Source organism: Streptosporangium sp. NPDC051023 (assembly GCF_040689595.1).
Lineage (GTDB): Bacteria > Actinomycetota > Actinomycetes > Streptosporangiales > Streptosporangiaceae > Streptosporangium.
On record NZ_JBFBCE010000001.1, the window covers coordinates 253671 to 277465 of the forward strand.

At 70.1% G+C, this 23795-nt stretch carries 17 protein-coding genes and 1 pseudogene; 16 read left to right on the top strand and 2 right to left on the bottom strand.

From position 1 onward, the window contains the following. Nucleotides 1-69: 69 nt before the first annotated feature. From AB0395_RS01195 to AB0395_RS01210, 4 genes and pseudogenes are all read left to right on the top strand, one after another. A complete protein-coding gene (locus AB0395_RS01195; protein ID WP_366275831.1) occupies nucleotides 70-612 on the top strand; it encodes a dihydrofolate reductase family protein in 543 nt (180 codons plus the stop codon). 44 nt (nucleotides 613-656) lie between these two features. Then, a pseudogene (locus AB0395_RS01200) lies at nucleotides 657-1417 on the top strand (class I SAM-dependent methyltransferase). A 269-nt stretch (nucleotides 1418-1686) separates the two neighbouring features. Next, a complete protein-coding gene (locus tag AB0395_RS01205) occupies nucleotides 1687-5046 on the top strand; it encodes an ATP-dependent DNA helicase (RefSeq protein ID WP_366275833.1) in 3360 nt (1119 codons plus the stop codon). 94 nt (nucleotides 5047-5140) lie between these two features. After that, nucleotides 5141-9013, top strand: coding sequence for a UvrD-helicase domain-containing protein (locus AB0395_RS01210; RefSeq protein WP_366275835.1), 3873 nt, complete (start codon nucleotides 5141-5143; stop codon nucleotides 9011-9013). 186 nt (nucleotides 9014-9199) lie between these two features. Here the strand turns inward: AB0395_RS01210 and AB0395_RS01215 are convergent, their stop codons facing one another. Then, a complete protein-coding gene (locus tag AB0395_RS01215; RefSeq protein ID WP_366275837.1) occupies nucleotides 9200-10729 on the bottom strand; it encodes a PLP-dependent aminotransferase family protein in 1530 nt (509 codons plus the stop codon). Nucleotides 10730-10842: 113 nt separating this feature from the next. Here AB0395_RS01215 and AB0395_RS01220 point away from each other — a divergent pair, with 113 nt between their 5' ends. The 4 genes from AB0395_RS01220 (at nucleotide 10843) to AB0395_RS01235 (ending at nucleotide 13346) form a co-directional block, all read left to right on the top strand. Then, entirely contained in the window at nucleotides 10843-11460 is a 618-nt protein-coding gene (locus tag AB0395_RS01220) for a disulfide bond formation protein DsbA (RefSeq protein WP_366275839.1), read from the top strand. Between the two features lie 135 nt (nucleotides 11461-11595). Next, on the top strand, nucleotides 11596-11835 hold the full coding sequence (locus AB0395_RS01225; RefSeq protein WP_366275840.1) for a hypothetical protein: 240 nt from the start codon (nucleotides 11596-11598) through the stop codon (nucleotides 11833-11835). Continuing rightward, the gene (locus AB0395_RS01230) at nucleotides 11832-12278 is read left to right on the top strand and encodes a hypothetical protein (RefSeq protein ID WP_366275842.1); all 447 of its coding nucleotides are present in this window, start codon (nucleotides 11832-11834) and stop codon (nucleotides 12276-12278) included. Before AB0395_RS01225 ends, AB0395_RS01230 begins: the two co-directional genes overlap by 4 nt. A 303-nt stretch (nucleotides 12279-12581) precedes the next feature. After that, the gene (locus tag AB0395_RS01235) at nucleotides 12582-13346 is read left to right on the top strand and encodes an SDR family oxidoreductase (RefSeq protein WP_366275843.1); all 765 of its coding nucleotides are present in this window, start codon (nucleotides 12582-12584) and stop codon (nucleotides 13344-13346) included. 159 nt (nucleotides 13347-13505) lie between these two features. On the opposite strand, the gene AB0395_RS01240 is transcribed toward AB0395_RS01235, so the two are convergent. After that, the gene (locus tag AB0395_RS01240; protein WP_366275845.1) at nucleotides 13506-14453 is read right to left on the bottom strand and encodes a WYL domain-containing protein; all 948 of its coding nucleotides are present in this window, start codon (nucleotides 14451-14453) and stop codon (nucleotides 13506-13508) included. Nucleotides 14454-14642: 189 nt separating this feature from the next. Between AB0395_RS01240 and AB0395_RS01245 the strand changes: the two genes are divergently transcribed. The 8 genes from AB0395_RS01245 (at nucleotide 14643) to AB0395_RS01280 (ending at nucleotide 22776) form a co-directional block, all read left to right on the top strand. Next, the gene (locus AB0395_RS01245; RefSeq protein WP_366275847.1) at nucleotides 14643-15587 is read left to right on the top strand and encodes an alpha/beta hydrolase; all 945 of its coding nucleotides are present in this window, start codon (nucleotides 14643-14645) and stop codon (nucleotides 15585-15587) included. Nucleotides 15588-16241: 654 nt separating this feature from the next. Then, complete coding sequence (locus AB0395_RS01250; RefSeq protein WP_366275848.1) at nucleotides 16242-16376, top strand: hypothetical protein; 135 nt, start codon at nucleotides 16242-16244, stop codon at nucleotides 16374-16376. 445 nt (nucleotides 16377-16821) lie between these two features. Beyond that, a complete protein-coding gene (locus AB0395_RS01255) occupies nucleotides 16822-18639 on the top strand; it encodes an RICIN domain-containing protein (protein WP_366275849.1) in 1818 nt (605 codons plus the stop codon). Between the two features lie 195 nt (nucleotides 18640-18834). Further along, complete coding sequence (locus tag AB0395_RS01260; RefSeq protein ID WP_366275850.1) at nucleotides 18835-19749, top strand: ATP-binding cassette domain-containing protein; 915 nt, start codon at nucleotides 18835-18837, stop codon at nucleotides 19747-19749. Next, nucleotides 19746-20546 carry an ABC transporter permease gene (locus AB0395_RS01265; protein ID WP_366275851.1) on the top strand — a complete coding sequence of 267 codons (801 nt, stop codon included), beginning with the start codon at nucleotides 19746-19748 and terminating at the stop codon, nucleotides 20544-20546. Before AB0395_RS01260 ends, AB0395_RS01265 begins: the two co-directional genes overlap by 4 nt. Nucleotides 20547-20574: 28 nt before the next feature. Next, the gene (locus AB0395_RS01270; protein WP_366275852.1) at nucleotides 20575-21747 is read left to right on the top strand and encodes a histidine kinase; all 1173 of its coding nucleotides are present in this window, start codon (nucleotides 20575-20577) and stop codon (nucleotides 21745-21747) included. Next, nucleotides 21738-22382, top strand: a complete 645-nt coding sequence (locus AB0395_RS01275; RefSeq protein WP_366275853.1) for a response regulator transcription factor — start codon at nucleotides 21738-21740, stop codon at nucleotides 22380-22382. The genes AB0395_RS01270 and AB0395_RS01275 overlap by 10 nt, the downstream gene beginning before the upstream one ends. 202 nt (nucleotides 22383-22584) lie before the next feature. Further along, nucleotides 22585-22776 carry a hypothetical protein gene (locus AB0395_RS01280; protein ID WP_366275854.1) on the top strand — a complete coding sequence of 64 codons (192 nt, stop codon included), beginning with the start codon at nucleotides 22585-22587 and terminating at the stop codon, nucleotides 22774-22776. The last annotated feature ends 1019 nt before the right edge of the window (nucleotides 22777-23795 follow it).

Here is a 23795-nt window from a genome sequence, read left to right on the forward strand (position 1 = left end):
CACGATGGACGGCCTCACCGGCCGAACTAAGATTCGGCCTCGGACTTCCAAGGTCTATGGAGAAAACGCATGAGTGATGTGGGCACCGGCACCGGCAAAGTGGTCGTGAACAGGGCGATGTCGCTGGACGGCTTCATCGCCGGCCCTGGCCACGCGATGGACTGGATCGCCGATTACCTGACTGCGGACGCGGTCCCGGAGGTGATGGCGGCCACGGGCGCCATGCTCATCGGCCGGGGCACGTACGAGGTCGCCAAGCGTATGGCCGCCCAGGACACCGCCTACGACGGGGGAGCACAGTTCGTCCTCACCCACGAGCCTCCCGACGAGCCGGACCCTGCCGTCACATTCCTCACCTGTGGACTTGAGGAAGCCGTTGCCACGGCACGCAGCGCTGCGGGCGACAAGAACCTGGAGATTCTCGGTGCCGACATGGCCGCCCAGTGCCTACAGCGCGGGCTCGTCGACGAGATCCTGGTGTATGTCCTACCGGTGCTCCTCGGCGACGGTGTCCGCTTCTCGCCCCCAAGCCTGGACAGGATCGAGCTGGAACCTTTCAGCAACACCCAGTCGGGCGCCGTCACGACGCTCCGCTTCCGCGTGCGAAAGTAAGCGCGGCACTCCAATTGTCCGGTGGGCGTCCCACCTGCGAGGCTGTGAGGGCGGGACGTGCTTTCGAGGAGTTGGTGGCCGAGGCGGAGCCGGTCGAGGGGTGGGACTTCTCCTGGCTGGAGGGCCGGGCGACCGAGCGGCGTCCGTCATGGGGGTACCAGCGCCTGATGAGCGCCCGGCTCGCCCGGGCCACCGCCGTGCTGGACGTTCAGACCGGCGGCGGGGAGGTGCTGGCGGGCGCCGAGAAGCTGCCTCCGACGATGGTCGCCACCGAGGCGTGGCCGCCGAACGTGGCCAAGGCCACCAGGCTGCTCCATCCGCGGGGCGTCGTGGTCGTCGCGGCTCCCGACGAGCCGCCGCTGCCGTTCGCCGACGAGGCGTTCGACCTGGTGGTCAGCCGTCATCCGGTGACCGCGTGGTGGAGGAGATCGCCCGGGTGCTCCAGCCGGGCGGGACGTACCTCGCCCAGCACGTCGGCCCGGCCAGCGTGTTCGAGCTGGTCGAGTACTTCCTCGGACCGCAGCCCGAGGAGATCCGCCGTGGGCGCCACCCGGACAACGAGACCGCCGAGGCCAGGAAAGCCGGTTTCGAGATCGTCGACCTGCGCCTGGAGCGGTTGCGGATGGAGTTCCTCGACATCGGCGCGGTCGTCTACTTCCTGCGCGAGGTGATCTGGATCGTGCCCGGTTTCACCGTCGGCCGTTACCGTGACCGGCTCCGCGAGCTGCACGAGCAGATCCAGGAAACCGGCCCGTTCGTCGCCTATTCGTCCCGGTTCCTCATTGAGGCCAGGAAATCGGCCTGACCCCGGTCTGACTCCGGCCTGACCCCGGTCTGACCCCGGCCTGGACACGGGGGGCTCCGCTCGTCGGCCCCGACCGGGGTGTCAGGGGAAAATCACACGTCATCGCCCTCGAAAGGCCCGCCCGTTCCGGCTGTCCGGACGGAACCCTGCCATGCCGTACCGGCGGACTCGGCACGATCATCACCCGGGATCTGGTGGAATGACGAGTTGTGAGTGGTCAGGGCTGGCGGTTGGTGCGTCGTGTGGGTGCGGGGAGAGCTGTTGCCCCCGTGCTTGACGAGCACCAGCGGGCCGTGGTCACGCACGAGGGCGGCCCGCTGCTCGTGCTGGCGGGGCCCGGCACCGGTAAGACGACCACGATCGTGGAGAGCGTCGTCGACCGCGTCGAGCGCAGAGGCATGGACCCCGAGCGGGTGCTCGTCCTCACCTACAGCCGCAAGGCCGCCGAGGAGCTGCGCGAGCGCATCACGGGGCGGATGCGCCGCACCACCCGCACCCCTCTCGCGCTCACCTTCCACAGTTACTCCTACGCGCTGCTGCGCCGCGAGGCCGTCCACCGGGGAGAGGCGGCGCCCCGGGTGCTGACCGCGCCGGAGCAGCTTCTTGAGGTCCGCCGTCTGCTTCACGGCGAGCTGGAGGACGGTGCCCCGCTGTGGCCCGAGGACGTGCGTGAGGCGCTCAAGACCCGGGGCTTCGCCCAGGAGTTGCGCGACTTCATGGCCCGCGCGGCGGAGCGGGGTCTCGACGGCGAGGACGTCGTCGAGCTTGGCCGTACGCACGGTCGCGCCGACTGGGTGGCGGCTGGCCGGTTCGCCGACCGCTACCAGGCCAGGTTCGATCTCGACCTGGAGCCGGTGCTCGACTACTCGGAGCTGATCCGCGCCGCCGGGGGCCTGCTCACCGACCCCGAGGTACGGCTGCGCGAACGGTCCGCCTACGACGCCGTCTTCGTCGACGAGTACCAGGACGCCGATCCCTCCCAGGAGTTCGTGCTCCAGCAGCTGGCGGGGGAGGGCCGCGACCTGGTGGTGGTCGGCGATCCCGACCAGTCGATCTACGGCTTCCGTGGCGCGGACGTGCGCGGGATCATGGAGTTCCCCGACCGGTTCAGGAGCAAGGACGGAGAGAAGGCTCCCGTCGTCGCCCTGCGCGTCTGCCGCCGCAGCGGTCACGAGCTGCTGAAGGCCTCGCGGCGGGTCACCGGCCGCCTGCCCGCGCCCCCCGGCGGCGCCGGGCACCGGGAGCTGAAGGCCCTGCCGGACGCGGAGCCCGGTGACGTCAGGGTGCTGGTGACGGACGGCGCCGCGCAGGAGGCGGCGCTCGTGGCCGACACGCTGCGCAGGGCGCACCTGCTCGACGGTGTCCCCTGGTCACGCATGGCGGTGCTGGTGCGCTCCGCCTCGCGCCAGGTGCCGCTGCTGCGCCGGGCCCTGGTCACGGCCGGGGTGCCCGTCGTGGTCGGCGGCGGCGAGCTACCGCTGTTCCAGGAGCCGGGGGTGCGACCGCTGATCAGGCTCATCCAGGTCGCGCTCGACCCGGAGATCCTCGACGAGGCGATGGCGGAGGAGCTGCTGACCGGGGCGCTCGGCGGGACCGACATGATCGGCGTGCGGCGCCTGCGCAGGGCCCTGCGGATCGCCGAGCACGAGGCCATGACGAACCCGGACGAGCGCGACCTCGACCGCGACGTCAACCGCGACCCCAGCCCCAACCGCGACCCCAGCCCCAGCTCCAACCGCGAGCGTGACCTCGACCCCGCCCCAGGCATCGACCGCGACGCCGATTCAGACCGTGACCCCGCCTCCGATCCCGACCGTGACGTCGGTCCCGGCCTCGCCCCCGATCATGATCTCGACGTCGAGAGCGTCTCAGAGCACCTCCCCGAGGAGCACCCGGGGGAGCGTGACGGCTCCGGGCCGCGTTCCTCCGGCGCGCTGCTCGTCGCCGCGCTGAAGGACGAGCGGGAGCTGATCCGCGTCGAGCCGCACGTCGCGCTCCCCGCGGAACGGCTCGCCCGGCTCATCGCGGGCGCCGCGGACGCCGTACGGCACGGCGGCACCGCCGAGGACGTCCTCTGGGGCGTCTGGAACGCCACCGGGCTCGCCGAGAAGTGGACCGAGACGAGCGTCTCAGGCGGCTACCGGGGCACGATGGCCGACCGCGACCTCGACGCGGTCGTCGCGCTGTTCGACCACGCGGCCACGTTCGTCGACCGGCTGCCGCACGCGGGCGTCGAGGTGTTCGTCGAGGACCTGGTCGCCCAGGAGATCCCCGGTGACTCCCTCGCCGAGCGCGCCCCGGACAGCGAGTCGGTGCGCATCATGACCGCCCACCGCTCCAAGGGCCTTGAGTGGGACGTCGTGGTCGTCGCGGGCGTCCAGGAGGGGGCGTGGCCCGACCTGCGGCTGCGCGGATCCATCCTGAGCACCGACGACATGGTCGCCAGGGCTGCGGGCTCCGAGCACGAGAACCCCGCAGCCGTCTCCGCCGCGCTCGCCTCCCAGCTCCTGGCGGAGGAGCGCCGCCTGTTCTACGTCGCGGCCACCAGGGCCAGGAGGAAACTGGTCGTCACCGCCGTCGGCGGCGAGGACACCGAGGAACGGCCCTCCAGGTTCCTCGCCGAGCTGGCCCCCGGCGAAACGGGGGAGACGGTCATCGACGAGCGCTCCCGCTGGCTGAGCATGTCCGCCCTGGTCGCCGACCTGCGCTCGGCGGTCTCCGACCCGACCAGGCCGGACCCGCTCCGCAGGGCCGCCGCGGAACACCTGGCCAGGCTCGCCGCCGCCGGAGTGCCCGGCGCCCACCCCAACGACTGGTACGCCCTGACGCCCATCTCCGACGACCGCCCGTTGAGCTGGCCCGACGACATCGTGCGCATCTCGCCGTCCGCGGTCGAGAGTTTCACCAAGTGCGGCCTGCGCTGGCTGCTGGAGACCTCCGTCGGCGCGGGCGGCACCGACGTCGCCAGAGGGCTCGGCACGGTCATCCACGCGCTGGCCGTGCTGGCGGCGACCGGCATGCCCACGGAGGAGACGCTCGGCAAGCGCCTCGACGACGTCTGGCACGAGCTGGACTTCGGCGGCGCCTGGTACAACCGCAAGCAGCGCAAGGTCGCCGAGGAGATGGTCGCCAAGTTCGTCCGCTGGCACCAGGACAACCCCAGGGAGCTGGTCGGCCTCGAGGAGGCGTTCACCGCCATGGTCTCCGAGGGCGTGCAGATCAAGGGGCGGGTCGACCGGGTCGAGCGCGACGGCGAGGGCCGGGCGGTGATCATCGACATCAAGACCGGTAAGAACGGCCCCAAGGACGTCGACCTCGAACGCCATCCCCAGCTCGGCGTGTACCAGCTCGCCGCGCTGCTGGGCGCCTTCGAGCGGCACGGGATGACCGAGCCCGGCGGCGCCGCCCTGGTCCAGGTCGGCGACGCGGCGGGCAAGAAGGGCGCCAAGGAGCAGATCCAGACCCCGCTGTCGGAGGACGCCGAGCCCGGCTGGGCCCGCGACATGGTGGACACCGTGGCGATCGGCATGTCGGGGCCGTTCTTCCGGGCGAAGGTCAACGACGGCTGCCGCACCTGCGCCGTTCGGGCGAGCTGCCCGGTCAGCAAGAACGGAGACCAGGTGTGCTGAGCCGTACCGCGGCGTCGCGGGGATTCCTCCGGCACGGCCGTACTGCCGAGGCGCAGGGGCGTCCCGGGGCCGGCCGTGTCGCCGAGGTGCGGGGATGTCCTGGGCCCGGCCGTACCACCGCCGTCCCCTCTGGCGAGGCTCCGTGCTGAACCCGATCCAGCTCGCCGCCAAGCTGGGCATCCTCCCCCCGACCCCCGAACAGGCCGAAGTGATCGAGGCCGGTCTCGAACCGATGGTCGTGGTCGCCGGGGCGGGGTCCGGCAAGAGCGAGACCATGGCGGGGCGGGTCGTCTGGCTGGTCGCCAACGGCCTGGTCCGCCCCGAGCAGGTGCTCGGCCTGACCTTCACCAGGAAGGCCGCGGGGGAGCTGGCCGTCCGCGTCCGCGAGCGGCTCAACAGCTTGGTCGCCGTCGAGCAGGTCCCCGCCGACCTGCTGGAGGGCGAGCCGACCATTTCGACCTACCACGCGTACGCGGCCAGGCTGGTCACCGAGCACGCCCTACGGGAGGCGCTGGAACCCACCATGCGCCTGGTCAGTCCCGCCGTCGCCTGGCAGCTCGCCGGGCGGGTCGTCAGCGGCTACGACGGGCCGATGGAGCAGATCGAGTGGGGACCGGCGACCGTCACCCGCGCCGTGCTGGAGCTGGCCGGGGAGCTGGCCGAGCACCTGCGCACCCCGCGGGAGGTGCGGGAGGTCGGCGTCTGGCTCGCCGAGAGGTACGGCAGGCTCCCCGGCACACCGACCCAGCTCCAGCGCAAACCCCTGGCCACGCAGCGGGCGAGGGAGCAGTTGCTGCCCCTGGTCGAGGCCTACGAACGGCTCAAGCGCAGCCGTGAGGTCGTCGACCACGGCGACCAGATGGCGCTGGCCGCCAGGATCGCCGCCAAGCACAGCGAGGTCGGTGAGATCGAGCGAGGCAGGTTCGCCGTCGTGCTGCTGGACGAGTACCAGGACACCAGCCACGCCCAGCTCGTCCTGCTCCGCTCGCTGTTCGGCAACGGCCACCCGGTGACCGCGGTCGGCGACCCCTGCCAGTCCATCTACGGCTGGCGCGGCGCCTCCTCGGGCAACCTCACCCGCTTCCCCCGTGACTTCAGGACCGCCTCGGGGGAGCCCGCCCCGATCCGCCGCCTGTCCGTCAGCTTCCGCAACGGCGACGCCGTACTCGACGTCGCCGCCAGGGTGCAGATCCCGCTGCGCCTTGAGGCCAGGGAGGTGCCGGTGCTGGTGCCCGGCGGCAACCGCGTCGAGCGGGGGCGGGTGGTCGCCGCCTTCCACGAGACCGCCGACGACGAGGCGGAGTGGATCGCGGACGGCATCGGCAAGCTGCTGGGCAGTGAGAGTGCCCCGGACGGGTTGCCGTGGGGCGACGGCGAGCGCAAGAAGGCCAAGCAGAGCGCCTGGGGCGGCCCGCAGTGTCTGCAGCCCCACGACGTGGCGATCCTGGCCCGCAAGCGGTCGCAGTTCCCCGCGCTGCGCAGGGCGCTTGAGGCGCGGGGCATCCCCGTCGAGGTGGTCGGCCTCGGCGGCCTGCTGACCGTGCCCGAGGTTGCGGACATCGTGGCGACGCTACGGGTGATCTACGACCCGACGGCCGGAGACGCGCTGGTCAGGCTGTTGTCGGGGCCCCGCTGGCGGATCGGCCCCGCCGACCTGAAGGAGCTGGGGGAGCGGGCGCGCGAGCTGAACCGGGAGACCCGTGAGGACTCGCCGGGAGTGGCCGACCCCCTCGATCAGGTCGTCGCGGACATGGCCGAGGAGCGCGGCAGCCTGGTCGACGCCCTCGACGAGCTGCCGGACCGTCCCGAATGGCAGGACCTGTTCTCCGCCCTCGCCCGGGTTCGTCTGGTCGCCCTGGCCCAAGAGCTGCGGATCCTGCGCGCCCACACCGGGCAGCCGCTGCCCGACCTGATCGTCGAGATCGAGCGCAGGCTCGGCCTGGACATCGAGGTCGCGGCCAGGGGGTCGGCCGTCGGCGTGTTCGCCGCGCGGGCGGACCTGGACGCCTTCCTGGACGCCGCCGCCCGGTTCGCGGGCGACTCGGAGGACCCGACGCTGGGGGCGTTCCTGGCGTTCCTCAAGGCGGCGGACGAGGAGGAGAACGGCCTGGACGCGGGCAGGGTCGGCGAGAGCAACAGCGTGAAGCTGATGACCGTGCACGCCTCGAAGGGGCTGGAGTGGCCGGTCGTCGTGGTGCCCGGCATGTCCCAGGCGGTCGCGAAGTCGGGCGGCCTGACCGTCGGCACGATGTTCCCCGCCAGGCCCGTCGTCAGCCCCAAGTGGACGGAGAACGCGCGCAAGCTGCCCTACCCGCTGCGCGGCGACGCCTCCGACCTGCCCAGGCTCGGCGGTCTGTCCAAGGAGGAGCTGGGCGACTTCGACGAGCGCTGCCGCGACCGTGACCTGCTTGAAGAACGCCGCCTGGCCTACGTCGCCGTCACGCGCGCCCACTACCTGCTGATCGCCTCCGGCTACCGCTGGGGCAGCGCGACCAAGCCGCTCGACCCCTCCGACTTCCTGCTGGAGGTCCGCGACACCTGCGGCCGGGTGGCCGTCTGGGCGCCGGAGGCCGAGGAGGGGGCGACCAACCCGCTCCTGGCCGACCCCGCCGAGTCCGAGTGGCCGGTGACCCCGGAGGGGTTGCGGTATGAGGCCGTACAGGACGGCGCGGCCATGGTCGAGGCCGCCCTCGCCGCCCTGGGCACGTCCTCTCCTGGCCCGGCCGCTTCCGGCTTGGTCGCTTCTGGTTCGGCCGCTTCCGGCTTGGCCGCTTCCGATTTGGCCGTGCCCGTCGCGCACGCCGGGGCCGTACCGGCCGGTTCCCGGACGGCCGCCTCCGCCGTGGCCGTGCCCTTCCCTGACGATCCCGGCGCGGACGGCTCCGTCTCGGAGGGCGAGAACGTTCCCTTCCCCGAAGCTCCCCGGGACGAGGATGTTCCGTTTCCCGAGGACCACGGCGACCCCGGGCACTACGGCGATTACGGCGACTTCGAGAGCCTCTCCGAGGCGCCACCGGACCGGGGACAGGCCTCCTTCCCGGCGGACCGGCCGGGCCGTGGACAGATCTCCCCTCCGGCGGACCGGCCGGACGAGAGGTCCGGCGTCCCCTCCACCGGGCGGTACGGCCCGGCCGACGACGCCCCCGCCCGCCCCACCCCCGAAGGCGAAAACGAGCAGGGACCTGAATACGGGCCTGAAGGCGAGCACGGGCCCGAAAGCGAGCCCGCGGCGGAACCCTCCACGGCTCTCGCGGAGCTGCGCGGATGGGACAGGGAGCGGGCGAAGGCCTGGGAACGCGACATCGAGCTGCTGCTCAGGGAACGCGAGCTGAACCGGCGGCGCGGTCCCGGCCGGGTCGAGCTGCCCACCCACCTGACCGTCTCCTCCCTCGTCACCCTGGCTTCGGACCCCAAGGCCCTGGCCCGCCAGATCCGTCGTCCCGTGCCCAGGAAGCCGGCCCCGCTCGCCCGCAGGGGCACCTCCTTCCACAGCTGGCTGGAGTCCCGCTGGGGCCAGCAGCGGCTGATCGACGAGCTGGACCTGCCAGGCTCCTCCGACGATGTCGACGAGGCCGCGGACGTCCAGCTCGACGAGCTGCGCGAGCGGTTCGAGGAGAGCGACTGGGCGGGCAGGGAGCCGATGGACATCGAGGTCCCGTTCGAGACGATGATCGCCGACCGGCTGGTCAGGGGCCGGATGGACGCGGTCTTCGAGACCCCGGACGGTGGCTACGAGGTCGTCGACTGGAAGACCGGCAGGCCCCCGAAGGGGAAGAAGGCCGAGGCGGCGACGGCCGTACAGCTCGCCGCCTACCGCCTGGCCTGGTCCCACCTGGCCGCCGTCCCCCTTGGCCGGGTGAGCGCCGCCTTCCACTACGTCCGCCTCAACAAGACGATCCGCCCCGTCAACCTCCTCGACGAACGCGGCCTGATCGCCCTCATCGAGTCGGTCCCCACGATCAGCTGACCCGGTAGCCGCGCATCGTGACCCTCGCGGGCATCACGCTCCACGCTCGGGCCGCGCCCTCAGAGGACTCCCACCTCCTCCGTCCCCGGGCGGGTGTCCGCCGATCCGGATGGCCGGCCGGTCCCGGCGCGCGAGGCTCTGAAACCCGCAGCCTCATCTCCGATCGGCTGGGCCGGGGACCGTCTTCTACGGGTTCGCGGGTGCGGCGGCCGTCGTCGTGCCCGCGGAACCCTCCAGGAAGCGGCCGAGGCGCCGCAGCCCCTCGGCGACGCGTTCGGCGGGGATGGCACCGTAGCCGAGCACCAGACCGGCCTGGGACGCGCCTTCGGCACAGTAGTCCGCCAGGCTCTCGACGGCGACGCCTGACGCGTGTGCCTTCTCCAGCACCCGGGCGAGCCCGGTGGGCACGTCCGGCCCGAGCATGGCGAGCGCGTCCGGCCTGAGCCGGGCGCACAGGTGCAGGCCCGCGGTCGACGGCACCAGGTCGAGCAGGTCGCCGAGGTCGTCCCGCAGCGCCGCGAGGATGCGCTCGCGCCGGGCCGCGTAGACGCGGGTCGCCTTGCGGACGTGCCGTGACAGCTCGCCCGAGTCGATGAAGCGGGCGAGCGCCGCCTGGGCGGTGTGGTCGCCGTGCCAGTCGGTGAGCCGCCTGGCCGCGCGTAGCGCGGGCCGCAACGAGGCCGGGGCGACCAGGAAGCCGAGCCGCAACATCGGCGACAGCGTCTTGGAGAAGGTGCCGACGTAGACGACCCGGCCGTCCCGGTCGAGACTCTGCAGAGGTTCGAGAGGACGCTCGCCGAAGCGGAACTCGCTGTCGTAGTCGTCCTCGACGATCACGGCGTCGTGGCGCGCGGCCCATTCGAGCAGCGCGGCCCGCCGCGCCAGTGACATCGGCGTGCCCAGCGGGAACTGGTGTGACGGCGTGACGTACACCAGCCGGGCGTCCGCGGGGAGCGCGCTCACGTCGAGCCCCTCGTCGTCGACGGGCACCCCCACGACCTGGGCGCCGAGAGAGGCGAACAGCAGCCGTGCCAACGGATAGCCGGGTTCCTCGACGGCCACGCGGTCGCCCGGTTCGATCAGGACCCGACCGACGAGGTCGAGGGCCTGCTGCGCGCCCTGGGTGACGAGGACGTCCTCCGTGTGGGCCCGGACGGAGCGGGAGACTCCGACGTACCGGGCGATGGCCTCGCGCAGTCCGGGGTGTCCGGTGGGCTCGCGGTATCCGGCCGTCCTGACCGCCGAGACGCGCAGCTCCCCGGCGACGAGACGGCGCCACGTGGCGAGTGGGAACAGCTCGCCGTCCGGCCTGCCGACCCGAAAGTCGTAGACGGGCGGCGGGCCGGTCGAGGGGCCCGGGGAGTCGGGGGAGTCGGAGGAGAGGTCTGGTGACAGGTTGGGGGAGAGGGAGTCCCAGAACGCCCGGGGACGCACGCCACGGCCCTGCGGCGCGGCCCGCGGTTCGGCGCGGGTGACCGGTTCCGGTCCCACGAAGGTGCCCGCCCCGACGCGGGCGACGAGGAAACCCTCGGCCGTCAGACGTTCGTAGGCGACACAGACCGTGTTGCGCGCCACGTCGAGGCGGCGGGCGAGCTCCCGGGAGGGCGGCAGACGCTCTCCGGGGCGCAGCCGACCGTCCAGGATCGCGTCGCGTAGCTGCCGGTAGATGCGGAAGGCCAGGTCACCCGGGCCTTCCAGGCTGACGTGCAGGTCCACGTCCCGACACTACATTGGCGCTTTCAGTTTGCGGGAAATTGGCACTTCTGTGGAGCCAATGTGAGGCCGTTGAATGATCCCGACGGATGAGGAAGCGGCCGAGGAGTACGTCCATGACCATCGCCGACATGTGGTTCGACCCGAAGTGCCCCTGGGCGTGGAACACCTCGCGCTGGCTGCTCGAGGTGGAACGCGTCCGCGATGTGGAGGTCCGCTTCCACGTGATGAGCCTGTGGCTGCTCAACGAGGGCCGCGAGGGGCTGGAGGAGTGGTACGAGCGATGGCTTGCCGACACGCTGGGGCCGGTGCGCGTGCTCGTCGCCGCCGAGCAGAAGTACGGCACGCCGATCTTGCGCGATCTCTACACCGCCTTCGGTAACCGGATCCACCACGAGAAGGCGCTGATCGGCCGTGACCTGTACGTCGGCGCGCTGGCCGAACTGGGCCTCGACACGGACCTCGCCGACGCGGCCGAGACCGCCGACCACGACGACGCCCTTCTCCTGAGCCACCGGGCGGGCCTCGACCCGGTTGGTGAGGACCTGGGCACCCCGGCGATCCACGTACCCGGGCCCGATGGGCGGCCCAACGCCTTCTTCGGCCCGGTGGTGAGCCCCGTGCCCCGCGCTGAGGCGGCGGGCAGGCTCTGGGACGGCGTGCTCCTGGTCTCGGCGACGCCGGGGTTCTCCGAGCTCAAGCGCAGCCGTACCGGATCCCCCCGCGTCGACTGACCACCCGGGAGCGGCACCGTCCCCGGGCCGCGTCCGAACCTCCACATTCCATACACAACCCCTCTTTGACCTGGCCGCTTGAGGTGATTACCGCTTCATGGACGGCAGGAGTATGACTCAATTACCCTCATGGGTATGACCAAGCGGATCACGATCTCCCTGCCGGACGACCTCGCCGACGAGGCGCAGCGGTCCGGCAACGCCTCTGGTTACATCGCCGACGCCCTTCGGGAGCAGCGCCGGATCAAGGACGGCCTGGCGGCGTTGGAGCGCCTGTGGGGGGCGGGCTGGCAGGACGACATCACCGACGCGGACAGGGAGCGCGCGAACCGCCTGTTCGGCTCCGGCGGGGACGTCGACAGGGACGTCGCGTGACCTTGGAGGCCGAGGGCCTGACCGGTCACGTCCTCGACCTCGACGCGGTTCACCACCTGCTCGACGTCAAGAGCAACTACGGCCGCGAGGTCGTCCGCCAGTCGGTGCTGCGCAACACCACGCTCCTGCTGCCCGCGACGGCCGCGCAGTGTGTGGCGACCTTCCGCCCGGGCCAGGCGGAGGCCCTGCTGGCGGTGCCGGTGGTGACGATCGGGAGCCTGGAGGCCGCCGACGTCACGCACGCGGCCGGGCTGGGCCCGAAGATGGCGGCGAACCTGGAACGGCACGCCTCGGGCCCCGCGACGGGAACCGAACTCGTGGCCCTCCTCGCCGCAGCCCACGCCGTGGTCCTGGCCGAAGCGCGCGGCGGCTGGCGCATCATTACCTCCGCCCCCCACCTGTACGACGACATCCCCGACGTCCGGCTCGAAATCCTGCCCTGAGGCGTTCGGCGAGCGAAGAACGTCTTGCCTGTCAGCTCGATTGCTCGCGTGACTCCGCCGGGCCAGGCGAAGCGGTCATGGAACTCCCGGCCCGTGCGGGGCGGAGCGATCACGCGGCGATCAGATGGTGAGCGATGGACGACGGAACCGGAGGGAGGCGGCGTCACCGGTTGACCAGAAGGCTCAACACCGCGGGTTCCGTGGCCGGTGAGTCGGTGGTGAGCGTGCGGTGAACCGTAGCCGTCACTGTTGAGCCATCGCCGGGTTCACACCGAGAACCGGCTACCGATCGAGGAGCCTCAGATGGATGGTCTGGCAGGAAAGACGGCGCTGGTGACGGGTGGGTCGCGGGGTATCGGCAGGGCGGTCGCGTTGCGGCTGGCAGCCGAGGGCGCTCTGGTCGCCGTCCACTACGGCGGCAATGACGCGGCGGCCAAGGAGACCGTGGCGCGGATCGAGGAGGCGGGAGGCCGGGCGTTCGCCGTCCGGGCCCGGTTCGGCGACGAGGACGCGGTGGACCGGCTGTTCGAGGGCCTGACCGAGGGGCTGGCGGGACGTGGCCTGGACATCCTGGTCAACAATGCGGGCATCGGTTCGAGCAGCCCGATCTCGCAGATCACCCCGGAGGAGTTCGGCAGGCTGCTGACGATCAATGTGAGCACGCCGTTCTTCGTGATCCAGCGTGCGCTGCCGCTGCTGAACGACGGCGGCCGCATCATCAACATGGGCTCGGTGGCCAGCCGGGTCGCGATCACCGTCCAGATCGGCTACACCGTCAGCAAGGCGGCGCTGGAGTCGATGGCCCCGTCGTTGGCCAATGAGCTCGGCAGGCGTGGGATCACGGTGAACACGGTCGCGCCTGGCGTGGTGCGGACCGATTTGACCATGGGTTACACCTCCATCCCGGAGGTGGTCGCCGGGATGGAGGCGATCACCGCGCTGGGGCGGCTCGGCGAGCCGGAGGACGTCGCCGACGTCGTCGGCTTCCTGGCGGGCCCCCAGGGCCGGTGGGTGACCGGCCAGACCATCGACGTCTCGGGCGGAACCTACCTCGGCCCCATCGCATGATCAGTGCTGGTGGATGATCGCGGCACGCGATCCGGGCGGTCATATGTGATCGAAGGTGGATCGATGTCCGCTTTCATCATTTTGCCCCTGATTGAGTTCCCATTTCCCGCGACGCTCGGAGCTGGACGAGGTGTCAATGCAAGTGAAGGCGTGCCGGTCTCAGCCGTATCGCTCGACGAGCGCGTTGCCGATCGAGGCCAGGTGGTCTCGCACACCTGGAGGGCCAGTCACCTCGAGCCATTCGACCAGCCCGGCAAGCTCGCCGGCGAGCGTGTACTCGTTGCGGCCGCGGATCACGACCTCGATGCGGCCGTCGGTCGTGGAACCTCCCACCTCGAGCCGATCGCCGAGCCCCATCCGGAGCAGGCCTATCCCGTGGGGCGTGCATACCGCCTGGATCTCGAGGGGCGTTCGCCTGCGGTCGACCTCGTCGGCGATCTCGCGCCAGCTCTCGGCAAGGTCGAAGTCCTCGGGGCGGTGCACGGGATCGTCGGTCGGGTCGGCGGACGACACGCGGTCGATCCGGAAGGTCCGCCGACCGGCCTCGGTGTTGGAGACGAGGTACCACGACGGACCTTTGGCGACGATGCCCAGCGGGTGGACGGTTCTCTCGGTTTCGACGCCTTTGCGGTCGACGTAGCCGAGCCGCACCTGGACGCCGCGGATCACCGCGTCTTGGAGTTCGTCGAGGAAGCGAGGTGGTCGGTGCTCGACCCGACTCGACCCCCATCGTTGCGGGTCCATGACCAACGACGACGCTGCTGCCTCGGCCTGCACCCGGAAGGGCTCCGGCAGGGCATGGACGAGCTTGCGCAGAGCTGCTTTCACGGCCGGCGTCGCAGCCGAGGCCTGGCCGGCAACCAGGAACAGGGCGCGGGCCTCACTCGAGGTCAACCCGGACAGGTCGGTGCGGGCGCCGCCCACGAGGCGCCAGCCGCCGCCTCGGCCCTGCATGGAGTACACGGGCACCCCGGCCATGGCCAGGGCGTCGAGGTCGCGGCGGGCGGTGCGCTCGGAGACCTCCAGCTCTCGGGAGACCTCTGCTGCTGTCACCTGCTCGCGCCGTTGCAGCAGGAGGAGGATGGCCACCAGCCGGTCGGTTCGCATGCCGACGACACTTTCACATAAAACCGGTCATGGGTTGACCGGTTTTGGTCGGCAGGATGGCGACATGACCTCACCGGCGAGTCCCACTGCCCACGACCGCATCGGCCCTCGGCCTGTCAGGGGTGCGCCGACGCTGTCTTCGGGAACCTTCGCCGCCTGATCACCTCGAAAAGAAAGAGAGGAAATGCAATGTTCGATCCAGCCGATTTCCCCGAGCCCGCCCTTGTGTCAGTCAACGGTGTGGAGCTTGAGGTCTTTGAAGCAGGCCGACAGAATGCGGGGAAACCCATTGTTCTCTGTCATGGCTGGCCGGAGCACGCCTTTTCCTGGCGCCATCAGATGCCTGCCCTTGCCGCAGCGGGCTACCATGTCATCGTCCCGAACCAGCGGGGTTACGGGAACTCATCCCGCCCGGCCGAAGTGACAGACTACGACATTGAACACCTGTCGGGTGATCTCATCGCACTTCTCGATCACTACGGATACGAGGATGCCACCTTTGTCGGTCATGACTGGGGTGCAATGGTCGTCTGGGGACTGACCCTGCTGCATCCGAACCGTGTAAACAAAGTGATCAACCTGAGCTTGCCTTACCAGGAGCGCGGAGAAAAGCCCTGGATCGAGTTCATGGAAGATGTGCTTGGCGGCGACTTCTATTTCGTCCACTTCAATCGGCAGCCAGGCGTCGCGGACGCCGTGTTCGAAGAGAATACCTTCCAGTTCCTTCGCAACATGTACCGGAAGAACGAGCCCCCCAGGGAGCCTCAGCCGGGTATGGCACTGATCGATCTCGCCAGAGCGGAAACGCCACTCGGTGATCCCGTCATGAGCGGCAGCGAACTGGCCGTTTTCGTCTCCGCCTTCGAATCAACAGGGTTCACGGGCAGTGTGAATTGGTACAGGAACCTTGACCGCAACTGGCGCTTGCTGGCGGACGTGGACCCGATCATCCAGCAGCCCACGCTCATGATCTATGGCGACCGGGATGTGATCTCGAAGTCTGAAAGACTGACAGATTTCGTACCTAATGCGGAAGTGGTCAGCCTGGATTGCGGTCATTGGATCCAGCAAGAGAAGCCGGAAGAAACAAACCAGGCGATTCTAAAGTGGCTGGACCAGCGGGATGCCACCTAGCGCGTGTTTCAGGAGTGCTGTGGGCCAGTCGCCCGACGGCCGTGACCGGCTGGCCTACAGAAGCATGTGTCGGTCATAGATAAACAGCGAGGTCTCCGGTAGACCGTTCAACGACCAAGAAGAACGAAACCGGAGACCTCGTGGCCACCATACCTGCGGCGAGGTGGCACGACCTGACCGACGCGCAGTGGGCGGCGCTACAGCCCCTGCTGCCCCAGGGCCGGAAACCAGGGCGTCCACCGAAGTGGGACAAAGGAGCCGCCCGGCGGCGTCGATGACGAGCCCGCCAACCACGCCCTGGGCCGTTCCCGCGGCGGCTGGACGACCAAGCTGCACCTGGTCTGCGAGCAAGGCCAGAAAGCCCTCGTCGTGGTGGTGACCGGTGAGCGGCGCGGCGACAGCCCGCAGTTCACGAAGGTCCTGACCTGTATCCGGGTGCCGCGCCCGGGCGGCGGGCGACCTATGACCCGCCCTGGTCGGGTGTTGGCCGACAAGGCGTATGGCTCGAACGCCAACCGGGAGCACCTGTGACGGCGCGGAATCAAGGCGACGATCCCGATCAAGGACGATCAGGCCGCCAACCGGCGCAGGAAGGGGCCGAAGGGCGGACGACCACCGACCTTCGACCCCAAGATCTACAAGCAGTGCTACGCCGTGGGGTGCGGTATCAACCGACTCAGCGGTATCAACCGACTCAAACGAAACCGCAGCCTGGCTACCCGCTACGACAAGCTCGCCGTCCGCTACCAGGCCACCTACAACATCGCCGCGATCAACGAATGGCTCTGACCCACTTATGAAACACGCGCTGGGCCGGTCGTTCATGGCCGGGGTCGTTCGAGATTCGAGAATGATGCCCGATGTCTCGGGGGTACGGCGGTGCGGTCGCGGACAGAGGTGGGGTGTTTACGAATCGTGCCCCCCGGTCACGAGAACCCGCCGGTCACGAGAACCCGCCGGTCACGAAAACACACACGGTGGACGCGGAGTGTGTCCGCATGTGCGCGGACCAGGCCTTTTGGCGAATAATTCTGAACAATAAAACAATGCATCGCTATTGACATATGCTGAAGTTGGCGCATCGAGATGCAATCACCCGATCAATCACTTGAAATGCATCAAGTCAATATCTTGTGATAAATCTTACAATAAGCATGATTTGTGCATTTGCGTGTGATCATTGCCGATGAATCGCCCCCTGAGGGCGTATCCGTACCGATCGGAGTTCATCGGAATGCAGCTCAGGCGAAACCTCTCCCTGGCCGCCGCATGGATCCTCGTCGCGGTCGGCCTGGTCGCCTCACCCCCCACGGCATCGGCCGCCACGCCGCCAGGCGACGGTCACTCCCGCGTCGTGTCCGACGTCTTCCCCGGCGCCAGGCTCGGTGAGCGCGTCGGCCCGGCGGCCCTCGCGCCGAGCCAGGACAAGGCGCGGGTCAGCCCGCAACTGGTGGCCTGTGACGGCGACGGCACCAGCGGCAAGCGCGTCGAGGCCCTGTACGTGCGCGAGGCGTCGATGCCGGACCGCTACACGCAGTTCCTGCCCATGTTCCGGGCGTGGCTGGCCGACGCCGACGACCAGTTCAACGACGCCGCCGCCACCTCCAACCGCAGCCGGCACATCCGGTACGTCACCACGGCGGTGACCGGCGGCTGCGCCCCCGTCGTGCGCAACGTGGTGGTCCCCGCCGGTTCGCTGGTCGACTTCGCCACCAGCAAGACCGCCCTGCAGGCCCTCGGCTACACCAGCAACGACCGGCACTACCTCATGCTCACCGAGGCCACGGTGATCTGCGGCATATCCGACATCAAGAACGACGACTCGACCGGAGCCGCCAACCTCAACAACGGGCTCGCCTTCTCCCGGGTCGACGCCAGCCCCAACTGCTTCGGCGCGAACGCCGTCGCCCACGAGCTGGCGCACAGCTTCGGCGCCGTGCAGCTCAGCGCGGCCCACGCCGACGGCGGCTGGCACTGCCTCGACCAGTGGGACCTCATGTGCTACGGCGGCACGCCCACGTGGAGCTGCCTGAAGTGGAACGACTACCGGCTGCCCGACTGCAACCGGGACGACTACTACAACGCGGTCCCCACCGCCGGAAGCTACCTGGCCACGCACTGGAACGTCGCCGACAGCGCCTACCTCATCGCGGGCGCGACGGCCGACAGCGATCCGCATCCCAAGACCGGTAACACCTACGTCATAACGAACGCCTCCACCGGAGGCGCGCTGGAGCCCATCGGCGCCTCAACCGGGGCGCTGGTCGAGCTGAGCCAGCGCACCCGTGTCGACACCCCCAGCCAGAAGTGGCTGATGGGCTACAACACCGGGCTGCAGTTCATCAACGTCGGCAGCCGCCTGTGCGCCGACAGCTCCTACAGCGGCACCACGCCCGGCACGACGCTCCTGCAGTACGCCTGCAACGGCCAGGACGGCATGCGCTTCGCCTATCTGCAGACCGGCACGAACACCTACGCGATCTTCGACTGGCTGTCCGGGCTGGCGCTGACCGCGGGCGCCACCTACCCGTCGCCCATCACGCAGCAGACCTACACCGGCGCGACCAACCAGCAGTGGGTGTTCAACCAGGTCACCGACAGCTCGCCGGTCAACAACAGCGTGTACTACCTGCAGGGGTCTGGCACCCGCGACAACGCCGAGCCCGCCGGAGGCTCGACCGCCTCGGGCGCGCTGATCACGCACAACGCGCCGTCCGGCGCCACCAGCCAGCGGTGGACGCTCCAGGCCAGCGGGTCCTACTGGAAGCTGGTGAACGTCAACAGCTCCAAGTGCCTCGACCTCGTCTCGGCCAGCACGTCCACCGGCATCCAGATCAGGCAGGCGACCTGCGGTGCCGCGACCAGCCAGCAGTGGACCCCCCAGAAGGTCGCGGACGGGACCTTCTACCTGGTCAACCGCTTCAGCGGCAAGGTGCTCAACACGCCGGTCGGCAGCGGTACCACCCTCGACCAGCAGACGGTCACCGGTAACACCGACTCCGGTGCCGGAATCGTCGCGGGCAACGAGATCTGGTACCTCAACCCGATCTGATCCCGGCCCGATCCCCGAGCCCCTTCCGACCCGTGCGGGCCGCCCGTTCCCCCCCGGGCGGCCCGCACGGCCCATGAGGGCCTGTCCGGTTGCGGACGTGAGCCGACCGCGGTCCCGCGTTTACGGTTTTCCGCCATGGAGGTGGGAGGTTCGCCACCATGGTGGCCGTCCCGGCGCCTGCCTAGCGTTGCCGGTGTGATCAGTCTCAGAGGTTTGGGTAAACGCTACGGTGCCCGGACGGTCGTCGACGACCTGTCACTGGAGGTGAAGCCGGGCGCCGTCACCGGCTTCCTCGGTCCGAACGGGGCGGGAAAATCGACGACGATGCGCCTGATCCTCGGGCTCGACCGCCCGACAGCCGGTACGGCGCTGATCGGGGGCGTGCCGTACCACCGGATCAGGAACCCGCTGCGGACGGTCGGCGCGCTCCTGGACGCACGCGCGCTGCATCCCGGAAGGAGCGGGCAGGCGCACCTGACGGCGATGGCGCGCAGCAACGGCATCGCGCGGAGCCGGGTGGCCGAGGTCCTGGAAACGGTCGGGCTGGGGGAGGCGGCGCGCAAGCGGGCCGGTGCGCTGTCGCTGGGCATGAGCCAGCGGCTCGGCATCGCGGGCGCCCTGCTCGGCGACCCCGAGGTGCTCATGTTCGACGAGCCCGTCAACGGCCTCGACCCGGACGGCGTGCGCTGGGTACGCCACCTGATGCGCTCGCTGGCCGACGAGGGCAGGACGGTGTTCGTCTCCAGCCACCTGATGAGCGAGATGCAGCTGACCGCCGACCACCTCGTGGTGATCGGCAAGGGGCGGCTCATCATGGACGCGCCGCTGGCGGAGGTCATCGCGCGCAGTTCCCTGACCGCCGTGGTCGTCCGTACCCCGCACGCGGCCGGCCTGTCGGCGCGGCTGGACACCGCGGGAATCCGGTGGGAGCGGCTCGGCGAGAACGAACTGGTCGCCACCGGTGTCGCGATCGAGCGCGTCGGCGACCTGGCGCACGAGGCGGGCATCCGGCTGCACGAGCTGCGCACCCGAGAGGCCTCGCTGGAGCAGGCCTACCAGGAACTGACCGCGGGCAGCGTCGAGTACGGCGCGCGGAGGGCGGGAGCGTGAACATGTGGCTGAGTGAGCTGAGGCAGGCGACCGGTGCCGAGTGGGTGAAGCTCCGCTCGGTCCGTTCCACCTGGTGGTGCCTGGTCTGCGCGACGGCGCTCATGGTGCTGAGCGCGCTGACGCTGGGCGCGGGGACGGCTACGGACATGGTGCGCGACGGCGCGGGCAGGCCTTTCCCCGCGAGCCAGCCGGTGACCTCGGCGACATCGTTCGCCCAGTTTGCCCTGGTCGCGCTGGCAATGCTGGCGATCACCTCGGAGTACGCCTCGGGGAGCATCAGGACGACCCTGCAGGCGACGCCGATCCGCGGCCGGGTGCTCGCCGCGAAGGCACTGGTGCTGGTGCCGGTGACGTTCGCCGCGGGAGTGCTGTCCGGAGGCGTGGCGACGGTGGCCGTCTACGTGGTGCTGTCCGCCGACGTGTTCGGAGGCTACGTGGCGCTGCCGCTCACGGAGGTCGTCCCCGAACTGCTGAGCGTGGGTCTCTTCTTCGCCCTGGTCTCGGTGACGACCCTCGGTGTCGGCGCCGCGATGCGCGGTTCGGCGGGCACCCTGAGCACGGTGTTCATGCTGCTGATGGGCGTTCCGCTGCTGCTGATGATGGCGGGCTCCCGGATGGCCTTCGAGGTCTCCCTGCGCATGCCGATGTTCGCCGGTCTGGCCTTCATGGGCAGCACCGACACCCCGATCGGCGGTCCGGTGCCCTATTCGGCACCGGAGGGACTGGCCTGGCTGCTCGCGTGGACGGCGGTCGCGGTGGGCGCGGGCTACGCCGTACTGCGCCGGCGCGACGCTTGAGCCGACATGACGCCTAGACTGCGCAACCGTGTCAGGTAACCGGATCGCCCGCACCCTGGCCGGGGTGCTCGCGGGCATGGTCCTGGGGATCGTCGAGCTGGTCTTCCTCTGCGTGGCCTGGCCCGCCTGGCTGCTCCCGGCCGTACGGCCCGCCGCCGACCGGGGCCTGGCCCGACTGATGACCCTCGAACGGGCCCGGCTGGCCAGGTGGCTCGACCACGACACGACGCGGTGGCCGGAGCACGGCACGGAGCGGCCGGGCGGCGGCTACGGCTTCATCGCCGTCCGCGCCCCGCTGGGCGTTCTCGCCGGGTACGGCTGCGCGGCGGGTCTGTTCCTCACCGGCCTGTTCCTGTTCGGCGGATTGTGGGACCTGGCCGGGGGCGGGTCCCAGGCCGTAGCGGTGAACCTCCCCGGCGTTCGGCTGGTCACCAGCAGCGGTGTGCTCGGCCTGACCGGCGCGGTGGTCCTGCTGGTCCTGGTCGTGTTGGGGATCCTCGCCACGGGGATCGCGGAACGGCGGCTGGCCGACCACTTCCTCGGACCGGGCGAGCAGGAAATGATGCGCAGGCGCATCGCCGAGCTGACCGCGACCCGCTCGGGCATCGTCAGAGCCGTGGACGACGAACGGCGCAGGATCGAACGCGACCTGCACGACGGCGTGCAGCAACGGGGAGTCGCGCTGGCCATGCTGCTCGGCCGCGCCCGGCACAGCTCCGACCAGGCCAGAACCGCCGAGCTGGTCACCCAGGCGTACGCCGAGTCGCGCCAGCTCCTCGACGAGCTGCGCAGCGTGGCCTGGAGGATCTACCCGACCGCCCTCGACGAACTGGGCCTGCAGGCCGCGCTCGCGGGCGTCGCCGAGCGGTCGAACGTGCCGGTCACCGTGCACTACGGGCTGGCCGAGCGTCCTGTCTCCGAGGTCGAGACGGCCCTGTACTTCATCGCCCGTGAGGCGATCACCAACGCGGTCAAGCACGCGGGCGCGCGTGACATCCTGATCGTGTTGACCGAGGATGGGCGGGCGGTGAGCGTGGCGATCTCAGACGACGGCGGGGGCGGAGCCGATCCTTCGGGCTGCGGCCTCTCCGGGCTGGCCAGGAGGGTTTTCGCGCTCGACGGGACGTTCACCGTCGACAGCCCGGAGGGCGGACCCACCAAGATCGTCGCGACACTGCCGAAGGACGTGCTGTGCGGCTGATCCTGGCCGACGACTCGGTGCTGCTCCGCGAGGGCCTGATCCGGCTGCTCGACGACGCCGGACACGAGGTGGTCGCGGCCGTCGGCGACGCGCGGGCGCTGCTGGACGCCGTCGAGCGGCACCACCCCGATGTGGCCGTGGTCGATGTGCGGATGCCGCCGACGCACACGAACGAAGGGGTGCGCGCCGCACTGGAGATCCGCGAACGCTGGCCCGGTGTCGGCGTCCTCGTGCTGTCGCAGTACGTGGAGAAGACCTACGCGGCCACGCTTCTCGCCGGAACCACGGAGGGACTCGGCTATTTGCTCAAGGACCGGGTCTCCGAAGTGGCCGACTTCCTGAGCTCCCTCGAACGGGTGTGCGCGGGCGGGACGGTCTTCGACCCGGAGGTGGTGCGCCAGCTGCTCGCCCGCACCACCCACGCCGACCCGCTGAGCAGGCTGAGCGGACGCGAGAGCGAGGTGCTCAGGCACCTGGCGCAGGGCTTCGCCAACGCGGCGATCGCCGAGCGCCTGCACGTGTCACTGAGTACCGTCGAGAAGCATGTCAATGCCATCATGGACAAGCTCGGCCTGCCGCGCGATTCCGGCTACAGCCGCAGAGTGCTGGCGGTCCTGCGTTATCTCGACGGCTGACGGCCCATCCCGATGTCGGAGCCTCGTACGGCCGGACTGTCTCATCACCCTGAGAACAGCCGAGACCGAAACCCGCTTCAGGACGCGGGTTTTACCCCACTGGCCTGCGACTTCACATTTCCTTTTCGATCGGCGGGCGGTTTCGCCTGGGGGCGCCGGGCCGTACAGGAAGTGTGAAGCGTTCCGGTGCAGGCTGCTCTCCGTGGCGGTGGACAGGGCCGCCCTCATCAGGAAGGCTCGTGAGATGGGCATCAGGATCACCCGGTTCTTCACGGTCGGCGCGCTCTCGGCGAAGGCGATCGCGGCCACTCCGATCGGTTCCGCGAACGTCGCCGCCTGCCCCCCGGAAGGGGCGTACGGCGAGGGCGACAGGGGTTACGGCAACCGCGGGTAGCCGTGGCGGGGCGACCTCGACGCCCACCGGATCACCCGCCGCGCGTCGGCGCCGTTCGTATCCGTTCGGTGCCCGGGAGTCCCGGACCCGGCCACGGCTTTCCGTAGGAGCCGCGAATCGGAAAGGGCGAATCCGGCCGAGACAGTCTAAAAGGTCGCGAACTGGCTGAGGCCGTTCTGAAGCTGTGAACCATACGGGGATTGGTTCGTGGCCTGGCTGAAACGGCGGATGCCGTACCCGGGGGACCCGGGCACGGCATCCGTTGTCATCTTGTCATCCCTCAGCGGGACTCAGGTCGCCGGCGACACATCGCTGAAAGCCGTGCAGTTCACCGGGTAGGCCGGAGGCCCGAGAGGCGCTCCAGGCGCGAAGAAGCCTCCGACCACCGGAACCGGAAGTCCGATCAGGCACCTCGCCTGGGCGACCTGCCCGCTCGAGGTCTGTGCCGTGATGGCGAGGTAGGGAAGCGCGCCTTCGGTGACGACCGCCGTGGAAACGGATCTCACATCCGCCGGATAGCCGGTCAGGGTGGAGATGTCATGCCAGGCGGGCGTGGTCCGAGGATCGCGGACCTGAAGGCCCCCGTTGCTACGCAGGGACACGTCCAGCTTGTCGAGCAGCAGGAACGTCGAGGAAATGGACGACTGCGTCGCCCCTCCCGCAGGTCCTGCCGGTCCCGCGGGCCCCGCCGGACCTGTGGCACCCGCAGGTCCTGCCGGTCCCGCGGGCCCCGCCGGACCTGTGGCACCCGCCGGACCTGTCGCTCCCGCCGGACCTGTCGCTCCCGCAGGTCCTGCTGGTCCTGCTGGTCCTGCCGGACCCGTCGCGCCAGTAGCTCCAATAAGTCCAGACAACCCGATGGGTCCGATGGGTCCTGTGGGTCCTGCTGGGCCGGTGAGTCCTACAGGGCCGACTGGTCCGACGGCTCCGGTGGCTCCGGTTGCTCCGGTGAGTCCGATGGGTCCTACAGGGCCGACGGCTCCGGTGGCTCCGGTGAGTCCGATGGGTCCCACTGGGCC

Excerpts from the sequence above, each read along its gene's own strand:
- AB0395_RS01195 (WP_366275831.1), top strand. The coding sequence starts at position 70 with ATGAGTGATGTGGGCACCGGCACCGGCAAAGTGGTCGTGAACAGGGCG.
- AB0395_RS01210 (WP_366275835.1), top strand. The coding sequence starts at position 5,141 with ATGTCCTGGGCCCGGCCGTACCACCGCCGTCCCCTCTGGCGAGGCTCC.
- AB0395_RS01220 (WP_366275839.1), top strand. The coding sequence starts at position 10,843 with ATGACCATCGCCGACATGTGGTTCGACCCGAAGTGCCCCTGGGCGTGG.
- AB0395_RS01225 (WP_366275840.1), top strand. The coding sequence starts at position 11,596 with ATGACCAAGCGGATCACGATCTCCCTGCCGGACGACCTCGCCGACGAG.
- AB0395_RS01235 (WP_366275843.1), top strand. The coding sequence starts at position 12,582 with ATGGATGGTCTGGCAGGAAAGACGGCGCTGGTGACGGGTGGGTCGCGG.
- AB0395_RS01240 (WP_366275845.1), bottom strand. The coding sequence starts at position 14,453 with ATGCGAACCGACCGGCTGGTGGCCATCCTCCTCCTGCTGCAACGGCGC.
- AB0395_RS01245 (WP_366275847.1), top strand. The coding sequence starts at position 14,643 with ATGTTCGATCCAGCCGATTTCCCCGAGCCCGCCCTTGTGTCAGTCAAC.
- AB0395_RS01255 (WP_366275849.1), top strand. The coding sequence starts at position 16,822 with ATGCAGCTCAGGCGAAACCTCTCCCTGGCCGCCGCATGGATCCTCGTC.